Source organism: Paenibacillus maysiensis, from assembly GCF_000520815.1.
In the GTDB taxonomy this organism is placed as follows: domain Bacteria; phylum Bacillota; class Bacilli; order Paenibacillales; family Paenibacillaceae; genus Paenibacillus; species Paenibacillus maysiensis.
Genome location: NZ_ASRY01000281.1, coordinates 17290 through 32633 on the forward strand (window position 1 = coordinate 17290; position 15344 = coordinate 32633).

Genomic DNA, 15344 nt, shown 5'->3' on the forward strand with positions numbered 1-15344 from the left:
AGGAGGTTTGAGAAACATGGCCAAGAAAGCGCCGGAAATGGAAGAGTATAAATATGGCTTTCGCGACGAGCACAAATCCATTTTCCAAACAGGTAAGGGTCTCACTCCGGAAATCGTAAAGGAAATATCCAAAATTAAGGATGAGCCAGAATGGATGCTGGAATTCCGTCTGAAAGCACTAAAGCAGTTTGAAAAAATGCCTATGCCAAACTGGGGCGGAGATATGAGTGAGCTGGATTTCGACGATATCCAGTACTATGTAAGACCTTCCGAGAAGCAAGGAAAAACATGGGAAGAGGTTCCTACGGAAATTAAGGAAACCTTTGATAAACTGGGGATTCCTGAGGCGGAGCAAAAGTTTCTGGCTGGTGTATCCGCACAGTATGAATCCGAGGTTGTTTACCATAGCATGCAAAAGGATCTGGAAGATCAGGGCGTTATTTTCATGGACACCGATACGGCGCTGCGTGAGCATCCTGAAATTCTGAAAGAGTATTTTGCAACAGTTGTACCTCCTGCGGACAACAAGTTTGCAGCACTGAACAGTGCGGTATGGTCAGGCGGAAGCTTTATCTATGTGCCGAAGGGTGTAAAATGTGAAGTTCCATTGCAGGCTTACTTCCGTATTAACTCGGAAAATATGGGACAATTCGAGCGTACACTTATTATTGCCGACGAAGACAGCTTCGTTCATTATGTAGAAGGCTGTACGGCTCCGATTTACAGCACGAACTCGCTGCATAGCGCAGTGGTGGAAATCATTTGTAAGAAAAACGCACGCGTTCGTTACACAACGATCCAAAACTGGGCACCAAACATCTTTAACCTGGTGACCAAACGTGCGGTTGCAGAAGAAAATGCAACGATGGAATGGGTCGATGGTAACATTGGTTCCAAGCTGACGATGAAATACCCGGCAGTTGTGCTGAAAGGCCGTGGAGCTAAAGGTATGGTCTTGTCCATTGCAGTTGCAGGCAAAGGTCAGCATCAGGATGCAGGGGCGAAAATGATCCATTTGGCACCAGATACGACATCGACGATTGTATCCAAGTCGATCAGTAAGCATGGCGGTAAAGTAACGTATCGCGGACTGGCTTCATTCGGTCGTCAGGCTCAAGGGGCAAAATCGAATATCAAGTGCGATACGTTGATTTTGGATAACCAGTCGACCTCCGATACGATTCCTTATAATGAAATCATGAACGACGACATTACGCTGGAGCACGAAGCGACGGTTTCCAAGGTATCGGAGGATCAGTTGTTCTATCTGATGAGCCGCGGCCTGACCGAAGCGGAAGCGACACAAATGATCGTTATGGGCTTTATCGAACCGTTCACCAAAGAACTGCCGATGGAGTACGCGGTAGAAATGAACCGTTTGATCAAGTTCGAAATGGAAGGCAGTATCGGTTAAAACGTTATAAACGTTGTTGCATCAAGGTTTATGATATGATTTCAAGGGGTTAAAGACGGGTCGTGCCGATTTTGTGCCGACTCGGATTCCCTGCTAGTGTAAGAGGCGAACTTTTTAAGTTCGTCTTCTTCTATTTTTTTCGTAATGTCTAGGTAGGTGTCGACAGTTGTCTTAATTGTCTTATGTCCTAATCGTTGCGATACAAATATAATACTGGCCCCGGATTCCAATAAAAGCACAGCGTGAGTATGTCTAAATCCGTGAGTCCCCTTGTATCCTACGCCAGCCCCTTCACAATATCTTTCAATTGAATCACGAGCGGTGGATCATCATTCAGTGCTATCGTTCGATAAGAAGAAGTGTTTTTTAAAGTTGTTAATTTTAGCTTGTTTTTATTATCCCTACGTGTTTGACGTTAACTGTCAGTTTCCCGTTTTTTATATCTGTCCATTTGACGGCTAAGGCCTCGCTAATCCGTAGTCCTGTCTGACTTAGAAAGTACATAAGCAATGCGACAACATATGCGATACTTCGATATGACCCTCCAATTAGTATAGAGAAGATTTAAATACTATGGAGGTGTCCTATGATAAAAGGAATCGCAAAAGGATTAATTGTATTTTTACTGGCAGCTATCTTTTCCGTACAAGGAGCATATGCCGAACCTGTTTCGAGAAGTGTACAAGCAGCAGCTGGGTATACGTTGGAGTTTCCGAGTTCACGTTATCCAGAAAATGGGAGAACATATCAAAGATGCAATAGCAGCCGGACATTCTGCTGTATGTACTATTGACCGGGACGGGGCTTAGGAAAACCGAAAGGAATCCTTAAAGGGAGTTCCAATAAAAAAAGGATATGACCGCGACGAATGGCCAATCGCAATGTGTACAGAAGGCGGTGAGGGAGCAGATATCAAATACATAAGTCCGAAGGATAACCGTGGAGCTGGTAGTTGGGTAGGTCATAAGCTGGATGACTATCCGGACGGGACCCGAGTAGAATTTATAATTAAATAACGGATAAAGATTCTATCTGCAATTTCTGATAGAATCTTTTTTTAGCAGGACAAGCTTTCCCTTACTTCGACATGCGATTAATTATATATTAATTACGTAAATAAAATAAAAAGGAGAGTTTGAAATGAGTGTAAATGCATTAACAAAAAAAATCATGTTAAGTTCTGCAACTGCAACCCTGCTATTTTCTGTTGTGTCTCCATTTTCCGCTTCTGCTGCAAGTACATCTGTGACTTCTTCTACATATAACGAATCCGTCAATCAACCAGAAGGTGTTGTGCCACCAGTAATTAACGGTACTGATCCAAGTCTTAATGGAGATGTAACGACACAAGGTAAAGTCTCTTGGACAATTAAAGGAATAAAGGCGGCTCTTAAATCACAGGCAAGCAAAATTGATAATGTTATAAAAACGACGATTGAATGGCTGCCCGTAAGTGATAGTGTTAAAAAGAATCTTGTTAATATTGTCAAAGTCGATGCGCTAATAAAGGCTTTAGATGTGGTCACAGATTTCAGTGGTAGTATTGAAGATGCGCTATCACAGGCTATGCAGTATTTAGGTGTAGCGGGATGGTTAGCTGATATTATCGCTAGAGCTATCGGCGCTCTATTCCTTTAATAACTGTGATTAACAACGACGAGTGACGGAGGAAGAATGAAAAGAAAGTGGTATTTAAGGCCAATGGTCATAATTTTAATGATCATCATAACCCCACCGATAGGCTATTTGAATGTATTCTTAAATAGGAAGAAATTTGAACCGTCTGAACGCTTAGGCTACTTAGCGATAGCTACAGTATTTGCTGCCCTATGGCTAACAAAATTTCTACCGAATTCATGGCGAATTCCCGCTATAATAGTTGTTGCACTTATTGGGCTATTCATATTCAGAAAAAAATAAATAGTCGAGTAATAAAACAAGCTCTGCTAAACTTAATTGGTCGGTAGAGCTTGTTTTATTTGCGCGCATCCTTTGCGATGCGAGTTCCTTGATGCAGCCCCAAATTGTGTGCGTCTGCTAAATAACTTCTCAGCAAACTCACATCATTTTCGCGGGACAGGTCTATGGTCATTATTCCATGTTTGCGGTGCAGATCCAACATGGACTTTAACAGATTATCAAATTCGGCGCTCATACCCGATCCCTCCAGACCTTTACCGCGACATACACCGAGACGACCAAGGCCGCAATGCTAACAACCATCGTTATACTCTCCATACAATTACCTCCTATAGAGGGGCCTCAGCCCCTTCTTTATTTTACTCTGACCCAGCCTTCTTATCGCATTCAGCTTTTGCACGCTCTATGCCGAGATTTGGTCCCGGCCCTTCCCCAATGATTATACATACTTCGCCGTGGGTGATAGTGTCATGGATAACTTCATAGTACGCACTTCGCTTGCCCTGTACTCTTCTGATCCAGTAGTCACCGTTTTGATACAGGATATCTTCTTCTGTCATCATTCTGCATCCCTCCCGCGTAGGCTCGCCAGCAGATTGTTTATATAAATCCGATATGTTATGATTGGGTATAGAAGGCGCTGTGTAAGCCGCCCTCTACCAAGGAGTCCTTAACGTCTGCGTGGGCCGCGTCGGTTTTTGGTTCCTTTTTTCTTTGTCTTCTTACGCAAAATCGAAAACTAAGCTTGCCGGATGGTTGATGCTTGTGAGCGGTATTGCTGGGTTCATAAGCATTTCATTATTTTACTTCCAGGTGTGTTGCTTATTATTGCTGGATTCATGGGAATATTCAGCAAGAAGAAGACAAACCAACAAAACGCAGCGGTATAAAAAAAGTGACCTTGGGATATAACTCCGAGATCACTTTTTTCGTTCAAGCAGATTAAAACCCAGATTGCTCCGGGGCTCTTTATGCATTACTTCTTCTTTTCAGTAATTTTAAGACCGACTTTTTCTTTTGCTTCCATTAGTTTAAGAATACCTTGCATTGTGTCCTGATCTGCTAATTTGATATTCTCTTCGAAGTCATTCATATAACTAGGTTTTTGTTCATCAAGATATGAGAGTACTGAATTAAATGCTTCACTTTTCGAGTAATAGGCAGTTGCCAAGTGTCTTTTGGATTGTTCAAGAAGATCTTTAACCTCAGAAGGCAAAGCATTTGGAACTTCAAGCTCATTATATTGTGACATTAACGATAAAGCTGTATCTTTTGCGTCCTTAGTTGATCCATATACCGTCAACACGTCAGTCTTACCTTTACCTAAGGAATCCATGTCTGATTTGTATTTATTGAATACAGTTGATCCACTGTTCTCAACACTAAAAAATGTTTTCTCAAAATTAATAACCAGTTGCTGCTTCATTTTTTTATCTGCTGCTTCTTTCTTAGGATCAGAAACAGCGACAGGCGTTTCAATTTTCTTTTCTGGTGTGGATTTCTGCGTGGCATCTGCCGGAGTGAATTGCTTTGTACCCGTATCACTAGCGTTCTTATTCTCTTCTTTATCTTTACCCATATTACCTATTCCGCTAATCACAATAACAATAATGACCCAAAACCACCACTTCTTATAAACAGGTTTCTTCAAGCTTTTTTTCTCCCCCTAATGGATCAGTAATATACTCCATATATAGTCTATCAGGCCTAGGAATATTTTTCTAATTAAATCAATCTATTTGAGTTTAGTCTTGAATTGCCGTCACGACTCCATTCTCAAGATAGATATACTTGTAATGTTCATAGACCCATTGTTCATTTACTCCATATAAAGTTGTGGTTTTGTTTACGCGTTTTGGCAGTCCCCATTTTGAATCCAATACTTCCTGTTCGGTCATACCGATTTGGGGAATAAGTTTTTCAGGTGGAATATCATCGTAATCTCCGATCTTTGTATATGTTCTGGAACCAAAGTAGGGGTCCTCATCCTTTTCGATTAGTTTATCGTTTTTGAGATAATATATTGTACCGATATCGTCATGCAATTCTTTCCCTACGATGGTCGTTGACCAGGTGTAGGTACTTTCATCTTGCAAGCCAGAAGATGACACTTGGGTTACTTCACGGTAGAGGAGTTTCATTATATGGGAAAACATCAAATTGAAATACCGTGGGAAGTCGAAAAGGAGAATTTCGAAATTTTCATTCGGTTTGTGATCCATGTATACCAAATAAAGACTCCTGTTCAAGTTGAGGCTATATCACCTTCAGACTCTTACAATTTTTTGATTACAAGTTAGAGATGGTAATAGTTTTCGGAGGACCCCAAGAACATATTTACGTTAATTACGTATTTATAATAGAAGAAACTCGTCGTTAATTTGTATTAGTTGAATAAAAAAATGCCATTTAAGCATAGGCGCTCAATGGCAAAGGAATACTATGAATTACATTTTGGAGGACGTGCCGAATTCGTGCCGACAAAGCTAATTAACCAAAGTTGCTGTTTAAAAAGATATTTAATCGAATTTTTGTTTTAAAAGCATTTTTAAAGAGTATGCAATTATGCGGATACCTCATTTGATCAAATTCGAAATGGAAGGTAGTATCGGTTAAGCCTGATATATCGGGGTTTACACGTCGGTTTCTTCCAGACGAAGCGCATACTATACCTAAATGCGTGTAAAATTGTTAGTTAAATAGGAAATCCCCGCTAACCATAATGAGTCGGCGGGGATTTTTGTACATATGTGTCGTTACGAACAAGCTCCTAAATAAATTTATGCATGAACAGGTTCAGGGCGTTTTATTTGAAGAGGCGGGGGAATAAGCCAGCCCTTTTCTTTGTTCATTTGGAGTATTCTAACCCCTAAAGCGGTCTTAGTGAGGTGATATTTAGCGAATAAAGCACCGATGTCTTCTCTAATGGATTGGCCCATAGCTTGGCTGCAAGACGCCAAACTGACTGATGTATCTAATGCGATTTTAGCTGCTATTTCGGGATCAGTAAACCTAGCCCCAGCAGGGATATCTTCAAGTTTCACAGGTGGTCTTTCTGGCATGGTAGGAGCGGGAGCAATTCCGTTATCAGTGAGCAATGTATCGCATTCTTTAATTTCAAGTTTAGCCTGATCAATAAGATTTTCCAGTACTTTTTTAAGTTCCTTGTCTCCAGCGTGGTTTAAAAATGCTTGGTAAAATGAAACACTGCCCTTTGCTAATGTAGAAAACTGCCACACGGTATAAATTTCTCCATAGTGCATAGGTTCATTTTTTGGATTACCGCTTAGGATACCCATCGTATTTGTCGCTCCTTTGTATTTTATTTCGTGCGAGTTTAGAGTGCCCAACAATGAAAAATTAAGCAAGACCAGATATGAGAAAAAAATACATAATTTTCACATCACTTCATATCAATAGGTATTAAAAGTATGCCGCATACAAAATAATAGATTGGACATACTTTAGCTATTGTAAACACTAAATTAGAGGAGTCGATCATATGTTAAAAAAGGTTAAGATGATGTTTTTAACGGTATTAATGATTTCAAGTCTCGGAGCAGCAGTCGCATTTGCTGAAACCACTGGAAATGGGGCGAACACTACTGACACAGGTACAACACAAATGCAGACAACAAATAATAATGATGACGATAATAATGATTGGGGATGGCTTGGCCTTTTAGGTTTAGTTGGATTACTCGGTTTAAGACGTCGTGATGGGGATACTCGTAAAGTCGATAAACGTTGAACTTTCCAACTTTAAATGTGTTATCCTTGTTTTATAAGGGTTAACTTGGAGCTGAGCCATGATAACCACCAAGCATTTGTTGTAACATAAAAAGAGACTGTCCTTCGTAGAAAGAATCTACGGATTTAAGGACAGTCTCTTTCGCGTAGCATGTGCCTCGGCAGAACATTCCGTTCTGTTCTACCGAAGAACTGCCGAGCGGCAATTGCAAATCAGTGCGGGGTCGCAAATCAGGATTCCAAATAAATTTCATCAATGGATACATGTCGCTCTCTGGACAAATCTACATACTCATTTTCAGTAATTTTTACTAAAGGTCTGAAGTAGTCAGCAGGATTGTTCAGAATAATGGTTCCTGTCTGACCAGAAGTCAGAAGTACCTGCTTGTTAATAAAGTTCGGAAGCATATGCCGGATAAAGACTTGAGTGGCTTCTGGGTTTAGATGTCCGAAGCTCATGCTGTGCAGCTCGCGCAGTACGGTGAGCAGCTCCTGCTTCGTCTGGTACACACGGTTGGAGATCATAGCGCTATATACGTCCGCAATCGCCGTAATACTAGCGAAAGGATGAATATCCTCCTTGAACAGTCCGTGCGGGTATCCGCTCCCATCTTCTCTTTCGTGATGCTGCAAGGCGACGATGGCTGAAATCTCATCGCTGGTTGAATTGCGAATGATATCATAGCCGTAGAGGGAATGTTTTTTCATTTGCTGAAATTCTTCAGGCGTCAGCTTATCAGGTTTATTCAGAATCTCATCCGGTATCATGGACTTGCCTATATCATGTAAATATCCGGCCTTGCCGGCGGCATAGGCTTCTTCTTCCGTATATCCAAGCCATATGGCAATGTAATACGACAGTACGCCTACTTGGAGAGAATGATTGTACGTATAGTGATCTCCCCGCTCCATAATTAACAGCAGAGATACGACATCTTTTTGATGAGTCAGCTCTGAAACGAGGGGGCCGAACAGCTCATCGACTCGAAATTCATCAAATTTGCCGGTTGCGGAAGCTTTGAGAAACATGCTTTCAAAGCCATGAATAGTCTGCTCCATGAGGGGAACGACGCGTTTAAGGGACTCGGGGGAAGCGGGAACATCGGGGGCAAAGTCAACCGGAATGCTCGCTGAACCGGCATCAATGTCGATATAATCGACACCGTGCATGATGAGCTTGGAAATATCGTCGTGCTGTAGCATGGTGCCCTGAATCATGACGGGTACGCCGTGTTCATTGTATGTATCAGATCTGAGACGATCTCCTGGCTTGGCATCGGTAACGTGAACTCTCATGTGCTTAACCTCCTTATTGTCGTAAATTTGTCGAATTTACGAAGCAAACCTAATATATCAAGAATTATATGGGATGACAACGACTAATTTACTATTATTCCTAGCTGTAAAATAGGTCTCAGGAACCCATCTTTTCTCAGAGGCATACGAAGACATTGTGACCTTGCTTCTCCCCGGGTCTCTATCCTGAGGCAACAGAGTAGCTAAATCGTAGGTTGTAGCTCACCCCCGCCGACATGTACCATAATGCGAAATAACATGGTATCCTTAAACATTAGAAGCAACAGAGTCGATATATAAACTATAGAGGAGGGCGGTTATGGAGATGACGACTCAGCAAACGTTAACCATTTTGCATACCAATGATATACATAGTCATTTTGGCAGTATGCCTTCGATAGCCGCGATGATTCATGAACGAAGAGCTGCATCAGGAGATGCGCTGCTTGTGCTGGATATGGGAGACCACATGGACCGGATGGCCCCCGAAACGGAAGGAACGCTGGGTGGGGCGAATGTGGATGTGATCAATTTGACGGGGTATGATGCGATTACGATTGGTAACAACGAGGGTCTGACTTTTACCCCGGATATTCTTGCACAGGCCTATGCGGGAATTCACTGCCCGGTCGTATGCGGAAATATCAGGGAGAGCACCACAGGGATGAAGCCTTCGTGGATGACGGATTCGCTCATTTTGGACAAGGCGGGGATTAAGGTAGGCTTGCTCGGAGTGACGGCTCCTTTTGGCGAGTTCTATCAATTGCTGGGTTGGGATGCACTGGATCCGTTTGAGGTATTGGGCGAGCAAATTCCGTCCCTGAGACAGCAGGTCGATGTTCTGGTCGTGATGTCGCATCTGGGTTTACCTTCGGATAAGAAATTGGCGTCGCAGTTTCCAGAGATTGACGTGATTCTTGGAGGGCATACCCATCATGTGCTGGAGGAACCGTTGTGGATCGGGAACACAGCTCTATGCGGAGCTGGTAAGTATGGAACGCTACTAGGTGAAGTGACCCTAAGCCGCAGCAGCAGTCATGAACCGTTTCGGGTTACGTCAGGCGGCGTAGTTCCTGTAGATCACACACTGCTGGATGAAAAGGTGGCGTCGGCCATTGTACTGCATCGCAGACAGGCAGTGCGTGCCATGGAGAGCACGGTTACGGTGACGGATCGGAAACTGGAGATCGCATATGATCGGGAATCTCCTTTCGGAAATTTGCTGGCACAATCGGTGTCACATTTTACGGGAACCGCTATTTCTCTAGTGAATGCTGGCCAACTGCTTGGCTCTTTGCCTCAAGGTGATATCAGTAAAGGAATGCTGCATTCCTTATGCCCTTCGCCGATTAATGCCTGTATCATGAAGCTGTGGGGAAGAGATATTCGGCTCGCGCTGGAGCAGTCTTTGCTACCGGAATTTGCTAACAAGAAAATGACGGGATTTGGCTTTAGAGGTAAAGTGCTGGGTACGATGTGTGTGGAAGGTCTAGAGATTCAATATGATCCGGTCCGCGCTCCTTATGATAAAGTGACGGATATACGTGTAGCGGGTCGTTCAATGGAGGAAAATGAGCAATATACGGTGGGTACGTTGGATATGTTCACTTTCAGAGCAGGTTATGAGGTGCTTGCGAATGGAACGGAACTCCGATTTATGCTTCCAGAATTTTTGCGGGATTTGATTGAAATGGAGTTGAAGCGTCCGGGCGCGATGGAAGAGTGTTTTGCTGCTAGGTGGCTTCAGGTATCAAAACAATCGGGAGAGGATTAAGCTGCGACTGGTACCTATTACATTATTGAGAGCCGGCATGAAGCTGGGCAAAAAAATATACAATGAAAATGGAATGGTGTTGCTCTCGGAAGGTGTTGAGCTTACTTCGCGATTGATTGAACGTCTAGGCCAAGTCGGAATTGGATATGTATACATTGAGGATGCGGTGACAGAAGATATCGTGATCCCCGAAATGATCCATGAACAGACGAGGGCTGCGGCGCTACAGGAGATCAAAAAGCAGTTTCAGGGTCTGTCCTCCTACTCCGTAGATCATAAGCACCAATACTTTGGCAAGTCATTTTATAAGGTGATGGAATCCATTCTGGATGATATCGGAGGCCGTCAGGATGCCGTCATTATGCTGATGGATATCGGGGCGGCAGATCAGGATCTGTATCATCATTCATTGAACGTATGTCTCTATTCGCTTGTACTGGGAATATCCAGTGGCTACGATAACAACCAGCTCATGGAGCTGGGCATAGGTTCACTACTGCACGATATTGGCAAAATGAAAATTTCACCCCAAGTGCTCTATAAGCCGGGCAAATTGACGGACGAGGAATACGAGCACATGAAAACGCACACGGTGATCGGCTACAAGCTGCTTAAAGACGAACCGGGAATCCCCCTGCTGTCTGCTCACTGTGCATTACAGCATCATGAACGTATCGACGGCAGTGGATATCCGAACGGCTGGAAGAAGGACCAAATCCACGAATACGCCAAATGGATCGGCCTGGCAGACTCGTACGATGCGATGACAGCAAGCCGCATATACAAGCAGGCATTGTTGCCCTATGAAGCAATGGAGGTACTGTATGCCGGTGCAGGCACGCTGTATGAGCAACGGATGCTGGAGGCATTCCGCGATTGTGTAGCTATATACCCGCTGGGGCTCTCTGTAGTGCTCAATACGGGGGAAGAAGGGGTTGTGGTGCGCATACACTCCAAAATCCCGCAAAGGCCCGTTATTCGCATTGTGAGGGATCGGGATGGACAGGAACTGAAAGCACCTTACGATGTGGATCTGTCCGTATCTCTTTCGGTGATGATTATCAACACACTGGGCGCTACAGCTTCCCCTTTTGGAGCAATACACGTGGATTAGCAGATGAAGTGGAAGAAAACATGCAGACACTTTACACATCATGATATGATATTCATACGTCTTTTGAGGTTAATAACAGAAATAAGGTGAAAAATAATGACAGTTCTACAAAACAACATACTTCCACAAATATCGCCAGCGTATGATCCGTGGGACCCGATTGTCTCGCTGCGTACACATGGTCGTCATTTGCTGACAAGTGTGGAAATGACCGTGACGCATCTGTGCAATATGCGCTGTGAGCACTGCGCTGTGGGCGACATGCTTGTTATGAAGGAGGCTCCCTTCCTTCCATTAGATCTGATGCTGAAACGACTGGATGAAGTCGAGCATCTGGAGACGATCAGTATGACAGGCGGAGAACCCGCTTTGCTCGATAAAACGGTGGACGAAGTGATCGTTCCGTTGCTGAAATATGCCAAAGAGCGTGGCATTCGCTCGCAAATCAACTCCAACCTGACATTGGATATTCGCAGATATGAGAAGATGCTTCCTTATCTGGATGTCATGCATATATCGTTTAATTATTTGAATGAAGACGATTTTTATGAAGTGGGTTTTGCAAATACCGGACGTGCGACTCCACGCGCGGGGGCTGTTCGCCTTTATGAGAAAATGGTGGAAAACGCCCGCAGGTTGAGCGAAATGGGGATGTTCATTTCTGCCGAATCCATGATTAATTACCGTACTCACACGAAGCTGGATGGTATTCACCAGTTGATTAATGAAATGGGCTGTCGACGGCATGAGGTTCATCCGATGTACGCATCGAATTTTGCCTCTGCCTTGCCAGTCCTTTCACTCGACGATATGCGCAACTCCATTCATAAGCTGCTGGATGTGCGTAATCAGGATATGTGGATGCTGTTTGGCACGTTGCCGTTCTTTGCCTGCTCGGACCGGGAGGAAGACCGCAAGCTGCTTCGCCGACTGCGCCAAGAACCGAATATTACGGTGCGTAATGATCCGGACGGAAGAAATCGCGTAAATGTGAATATGTTCACGGGCAGCGTATATGTGACGGATTTCGCAGACATTCCGGCTTTCGGAAATATTCAGGAGCGCGGTCTGGACGATATTTTCGGTGAATGGCTGAATGAGCATCCGTTGAATCAGACCGTGAACTGTCATTGTGATGCCGCTGCCTGCTGCGGACCGAATCTGCTCGTAGCGGATATGTATTACAAGGGAGTAGATTTTAAATCCAGAAAAGCATTACAACTATAGAAATGGGGAGTTCGTATTGGAAGGTCATACCGAGTTTCATTGGGGATTGCTAACGGTGAATCTTCTTTTGGTACTGCTGCTCGTCTTTCTGAACGGTGTATTTGTGGCAGCGGAATTTTCGCTGGTTAAAATGCGCCAATCCCGATTGACGCAGCTCCAAAGTGAGGGGCATCGTATGGCAGGCTATGCGCTAAAGGTGAACCAGAAGCTGGATGCTTATCTGTCCGCCACCCAATTAGGCATTACGCTGGCTTCGTTGGGCTTGGGCTGGATTGGTGAACCAGCAATATCCGGCTACCTGATCGAGCCACTCATGCACAAACTCGGTGTAACTGACGGTACACTGATTACAACGGTATCCGTTGTCGTCGGATTTTGCGTGATTACCTTTTTGCATATTGTATTGGGTGAGCTGGCTCCAAAGTCTTTGGCGATTCAGAAAACCGAAGGTGTGGCCTTGTTTTTATCCGCTCCTTTGCTGCTTTTTTACAAGATATTTCTGCCTGTCATCTGGGTGTTGAATAACGCTGCGAATTTGCTATTACGGGCGTTCGGCATCCAACCTGCGAGTGAAGCGGAAGCGGCGCATTCGGAGGAAGAGATCCGTATCCTGATGAATCAGAGCGCCAAAAGCGGTGTTATTGATAAGGACGAAATCAAGCTGATGGACAATATTTTTGATTTTTCCGATTTGCTGGCCCGTGAAATTATGCTTCCTCGTACGGATATGGACTGCTTGTATACGAATTTATCGTTTAAGGAAAATCTGAAAATCATCAGTGATACCAAGCATTCTCGCTACCCGGTAGCGGTTGAGGATAAGGACCAGGTTATCGGCTTTGTTCATATTACCGATCTTTTGTTGGCTGAGCAGGGTGAGCAACTGGATCTGGCCTCGGTGGTGCGTCCTATTTTGAATGTGCCAGAATCCATGGAAGTAAGTCACGTGCTGCGTCTTATGCAGAAAAAGCATTCCCAGATGACTCTCGTGGTCGATGAGTACGGCGGAACGGCCGGACTTCTGACAGCGGAGGAAATATTGGAGGAAATCGTCGGGGATCTCTACGATGAATTTGAGGATGAACGTCCAAGCGTGGAGATTAAGGATAATCTCATTTCCGTGGACGGTCGTATGCTCATTGAGGATGTCAATGATCTGACCGGGGTGAACATTGAAGACGACGAAGTGGATTCCATCGGGGGCTGGCTGTTTAAAGAACTGGAAGGCAGCCCGGTGAAGGGGAAAAAGATTGAGTTTTATAATCTGACCTTTGAGGTGGAGGAAGCGACAAGGCTTCGTATTATGAGAGTGAGGATTCACCACAAGCCCGACAACCCTGTAATCGAAGATGAACTTTCCACCGATGAGTCCTGATCCATAGATATGGTTAGGGTCAGTTCCGGTGTGAAAGCTATTATAGAGTGTAAATGCAAGAGCCTTTAAGCACCACGTTATCGTGGTTTTGAAGGTTCTTTTTTTATCTGTAATTTTGTGTTCGAGACTTGGGCGATGCCGCATATGTTGAATAGTAAAGCAGATGAATCAATCAAAGGAGGCCCCGGCCCGTGAAATTTCCACAGCAAGGTGAGTTTGCCCCGTTTGTCGGTCCGTTCGATCCGTGCCCGCCCGTTTTGTGTAAAACCTTTGTGCTTCCACCGAATCTGTTTGTGCAATTTCAGCCCCCAGGTCTGCCTCAAATCAGTCCGGAGGAGGCACTGAGGAAGGGAACGCTATGGCCCTTGTTTTACAGCCCTTATGAGTCTTGCAGAAACCAGGGGGGAGGCGAGTAAAATGGATTATCCAAATCAGGGTCAGGCCCAAAATCAGCCTCAGTATCGAAATCAGGTTGAGAACCAGCAGCAGAATCAGAATCCAAGCCCCTATTCAAACCCGTATCAACAACAAAACCATACTGAGGGCTACAATCAGTACGACAGAAACCCATACCAAGGCTATGCGCCCCAGACCAAGCCGGGTGATGCACAGTTTTATGCACTGTTGGAGAAGCTCCAGGCGGTGGATTTTGTATTGGTGGAACTGAATTTGTATCTCAATACGCACCCGGATGATTTACAGGCTATCGAACAGTTCAATAAGCTGACGCAGGAAAGGACCGGGATTGCCAATGAGTATCAGATCCTATACGGACCTCTGCAAAATTTTGGCCGTGCCTATTCCAAGTATCCTTGGGAATGGAACCAAACCCCTTGGCCGTGGCAGGTATAGGCAGATACAACCTTTTATAAAGGAGGAACATAAATGTGGGTATATGAAAAAAAGCTGCAATATCCCGTACGTGTCAGCAAATGTGATCCTCATATGGCCAAATTGCTTATGGAGCAGTATGGGGGAGCAGATGGTGAGCTCGCCGCAGCTTTGCGTTATCTGAATCAGCGATATACGATTCCTGATAAAGTCATTGGTGTGTTGAATGACATCGGGACGGAGGAATTTGCGCACCTCGAGATGATTGCCACGATGATTTACAAGCTGACGAAGGATGCGAGTGTGGAGCAATTGAAAGCGGCCGGTCTGGGCGAACATTATGCGGCGCATGATCATGCGCTGTATTATCAAAACGCTGGCGGTGTTCCTTTTACAGCGGCCTATATCCAAGCCAAGGGCGATCCTATCGCGGACCTGTATGAGGATATTGCAGCAGAGGAAAAGGCGCGAGCTACATATCAGTGGCTGATTGATTTGACAGATGATGTGGATTTGCAGGATAGTCTGAAGTTTTTGCGCGAACGTGAAATAATCCATTCGCTCCGCTTCCGTGAGTCTGTGGAAATTTTGAAGGAAGACCGGAATCAAAGGAAAGTGTTTTAAGGAAATCATTCAGAATGTC

General features: G+C 44.4%; 17 protein-coding genes and 1 pseudogene. 11 read left to right on the forward strand and 7 right to left on the reverse strand.

All coding sequences use genetic code 11. From position 1 onward, the window contains the following. Positions 1-16 precede the first annotated feature (16 nt). The gene (sufB, locus tag L696_RS0120890) at positions 17-1414 is read left to right on the forward strand and encodes a Fe-S cluster assembly protein SufB (protein ID WP_025685369.1); all 1398 of its coding nucleotides are present in this window, start codon (positions 17-19) and stop codon (positions 1412-1414) included. A 41-nt stretch (positions 1415-1455) separates the two neighbouring features. Here the strand turns inward: sufB and L696_RS29790 are convergent, their stop codons facing one another. Next, positions 1456-1722 (reverse strand): tyrosine-type recombinase/integrase, encoded by a 267-nt coding sequence (locus L696_RS29790; RefSeq protein WP_081750771.1) that lies wholly within the window; start codon positions 1720-1722, stop codon positions 1456-1458. Positions 1723-2000: 278 nt separating this feature from the next. On the opposite strand from L696_RS29790, the pseudogene L696_RS28865 reads away from it, so the two are divergent. Both L696_RS28865 and L696_RS0120900 read left to right on the forward strand, forming a co-directional pair. Beyond that, positions 2001-2430: pseudogene (locus tag L696_RS28865) on the forward strand (NucA/NucB deoxyribonuclease domain-containing protein). 124 nt (positions 2431-2554) lie between these two features. Further along, positions 2555-3052, forward strand: coding sequence for a hypothetical protein (locus L696_RS0120900; RefSeq protein ID WP_025685371.1), 498 nt, complete (start codon positions 2555-2557; stop codon positions 3050-3052). A 337-nt stretch (positions 3053-3389) separates the two neighbouring features. Here L696_RS0120900 and L696_RS0120910 read toward each other — a convergent pair whose 3' ends face one another. The 5 genes from L696_RS0120910 to L696_RS0120935 all read right to left on the reverse strand — a co-directional run bounded on the left by L696_RS0120910 (position 3390) and on the right by L696_RS0120935 (position 6633). Continuing rightward, on the reverse strand, positions 3390-3569 hold the full coding sequence (locus tag L696_RS0120910; RefSeq protein ID WP_025685373.1) for a hypothetical protein: 180 nt from the start codon (positions 3567-3569) through the stop codon (positions 3390-3392). A gap of 124 nt (positions 3570-3693) precedes the next feature. Next, entirely contained in the window at positions 3694-3897 is a 204-nt protein-coding gene (locus L696_RS0120920) for a hypothetical protein (RefSeq protein WP_025685374.1), read from the reverse strand. A 413-nt stretch (positions 3898-4310) separates the two neighbouring features. After that, complete coding sequence (locus tag L696_RS0120925; protein WP_025685375.1) at positions 4311-4985, reverse strand: hypothetical protein; 675 nt, start codon at positions 4983-4985, stop codon at positions 4311-4313. 94 nt (positions 4986-5079) lie between these two features. Beyond that, positions 5080-5565, reverse strand: coding sequence for a hypothetical protein (locus L696_RS0120930; protein WP_025685376.1), 486 nt, complete (start codon positions 5563-5565; stop codon positions 5080-5082). 549 nt (positions 5566-6114) lie between these two features. Further along, positions 6115-6633: a DUF3231 family protein gene (locus L696_RS0120935; protein WP_025685377.1), complete on the reverse strand. Its 519-nt coding sequence runs from the start codon at positions 6631-6633 to the stop codon at positions 6115-6117. 203 nt (positions 6634-6836) lie between these two features. Between L696_RS0120935 and L696_RS0120940 the strand changes: the two genes are divergently transcribed. After that, positions 6837-7085 carry a WGxxGxxG family protein gene (locus L696_RS0120940; RefSeq protein ID WP_025685378.1) on the forward strand — a complete coding sequence of 83 codons (249 nt, stop codon included), beginning with the start codon at positions 6837-6839 and terminating at the stop codon, positions 7083-7085. A gap of 230 nt (positions 7086-7315) precedes the next feature. Here L696_RS0120940 and L696_RS0120945 read toward each other — a convergent pair whose 3' ends face one another. After that, on the reverse strand, positions 7316-8380 hold the full coding sequence (locus L696_RS0120945) for an HD-GYP domain-containing protein (protein WP_025685379.1): 1065 nt from the start codon (positions 8378-8380) through the stop codon (positions 7316-7318). Between the two features lie 319 nt (positions 8381-8699). Here L696_RS0120945 and L696_RS0120950 point away from each other — a divergent pair, with 319 nt between their 5' ends. The 7 genes from L696_RS0120950 (at position 8700) to L696_RS0120980 (ending at position 15325) form a co-directional block, all read left to right on the forward strand. Continuing rightward, the gene (locus L696_RS0120950) at positions 8700-10154 is read left to right on the forward strand and encodes a bifunctional metallophosphatase/5'-nucleotidase (protein ID WP_025685380.1); all 1455 of its coding nucleotides are present in this window, start codon (positions 8700-8702) and stop codon (positions 10152-10154) included. Next, positions 10108-11268 (forward strand): HD-GYP domain-containing protein, encoded by a 1161-nt coding sequence (locus L696_RS0120955; protein WP_081750772.1) that lies wholly within the window; start codon positions 10108-10110, stop codon positions 11266-11268. Before L696_RS0120950 ends, L696_RS0120955 begins: the two co-directional genes overlap by 47 nt. 96 nt (positions 11269-11364) lie before the next feature. Next, entirely contained in the window at positions 11365-12495 is a 1131-nt protein-coding gene (gene yfkAB, locus L696_RS0120960; protein WP_025685382.1) for a radical SAM/CxCxxxxC motif protein YfkAB, read from the forward strand. 16 nt (positions 12496-12511) lie between these two features. Beyond that, a complete protein-coding gene (locus tag L696_RS0120965) occupies positions 12512-13870 on the forward strand; it encodes a hemolysin family protein (protein ID WP_025685383.1) in 1359 nt (452 codons plus the stop codon). A 191-nt stretch (positions 13871-14061) separates the two neighbouring features. Further along, complete coding sequence (locus tag L696_RS0120970) at positions 14062-14286, forward strand: spore coat associated protein CotJA (RefSeq protein ID WP_025685384.1); 225 nt, start codon at positions 14062-14064, stop codon at positions 14284-14286. 1 nt (position 14287) lies between these two features. After that, on the forward strand, positions 14288-14722 hold the full coding sequence (locus tag L696_RS32100; RefSeq protein ID WP_025685385.1) for a spore coat protein CotJB: 435 nt from the start codon (positions 14288-14290) through the stop codon (positions 14720-14722). A 33-nt stretch (positions 14723-14755) separates the two neighbouring features. Next, positions 14756-15325, forward strand: a complete 570-nt coding sequence (locus L696_RS0120980; RefSeq protein ID WP_025685386.1) for a manganese catalase family protein — start codon at positions 14756-14758, stop codon at positions 15323-15325. Positions 15326-15344 lie beyond the last annotated feature (19 nt).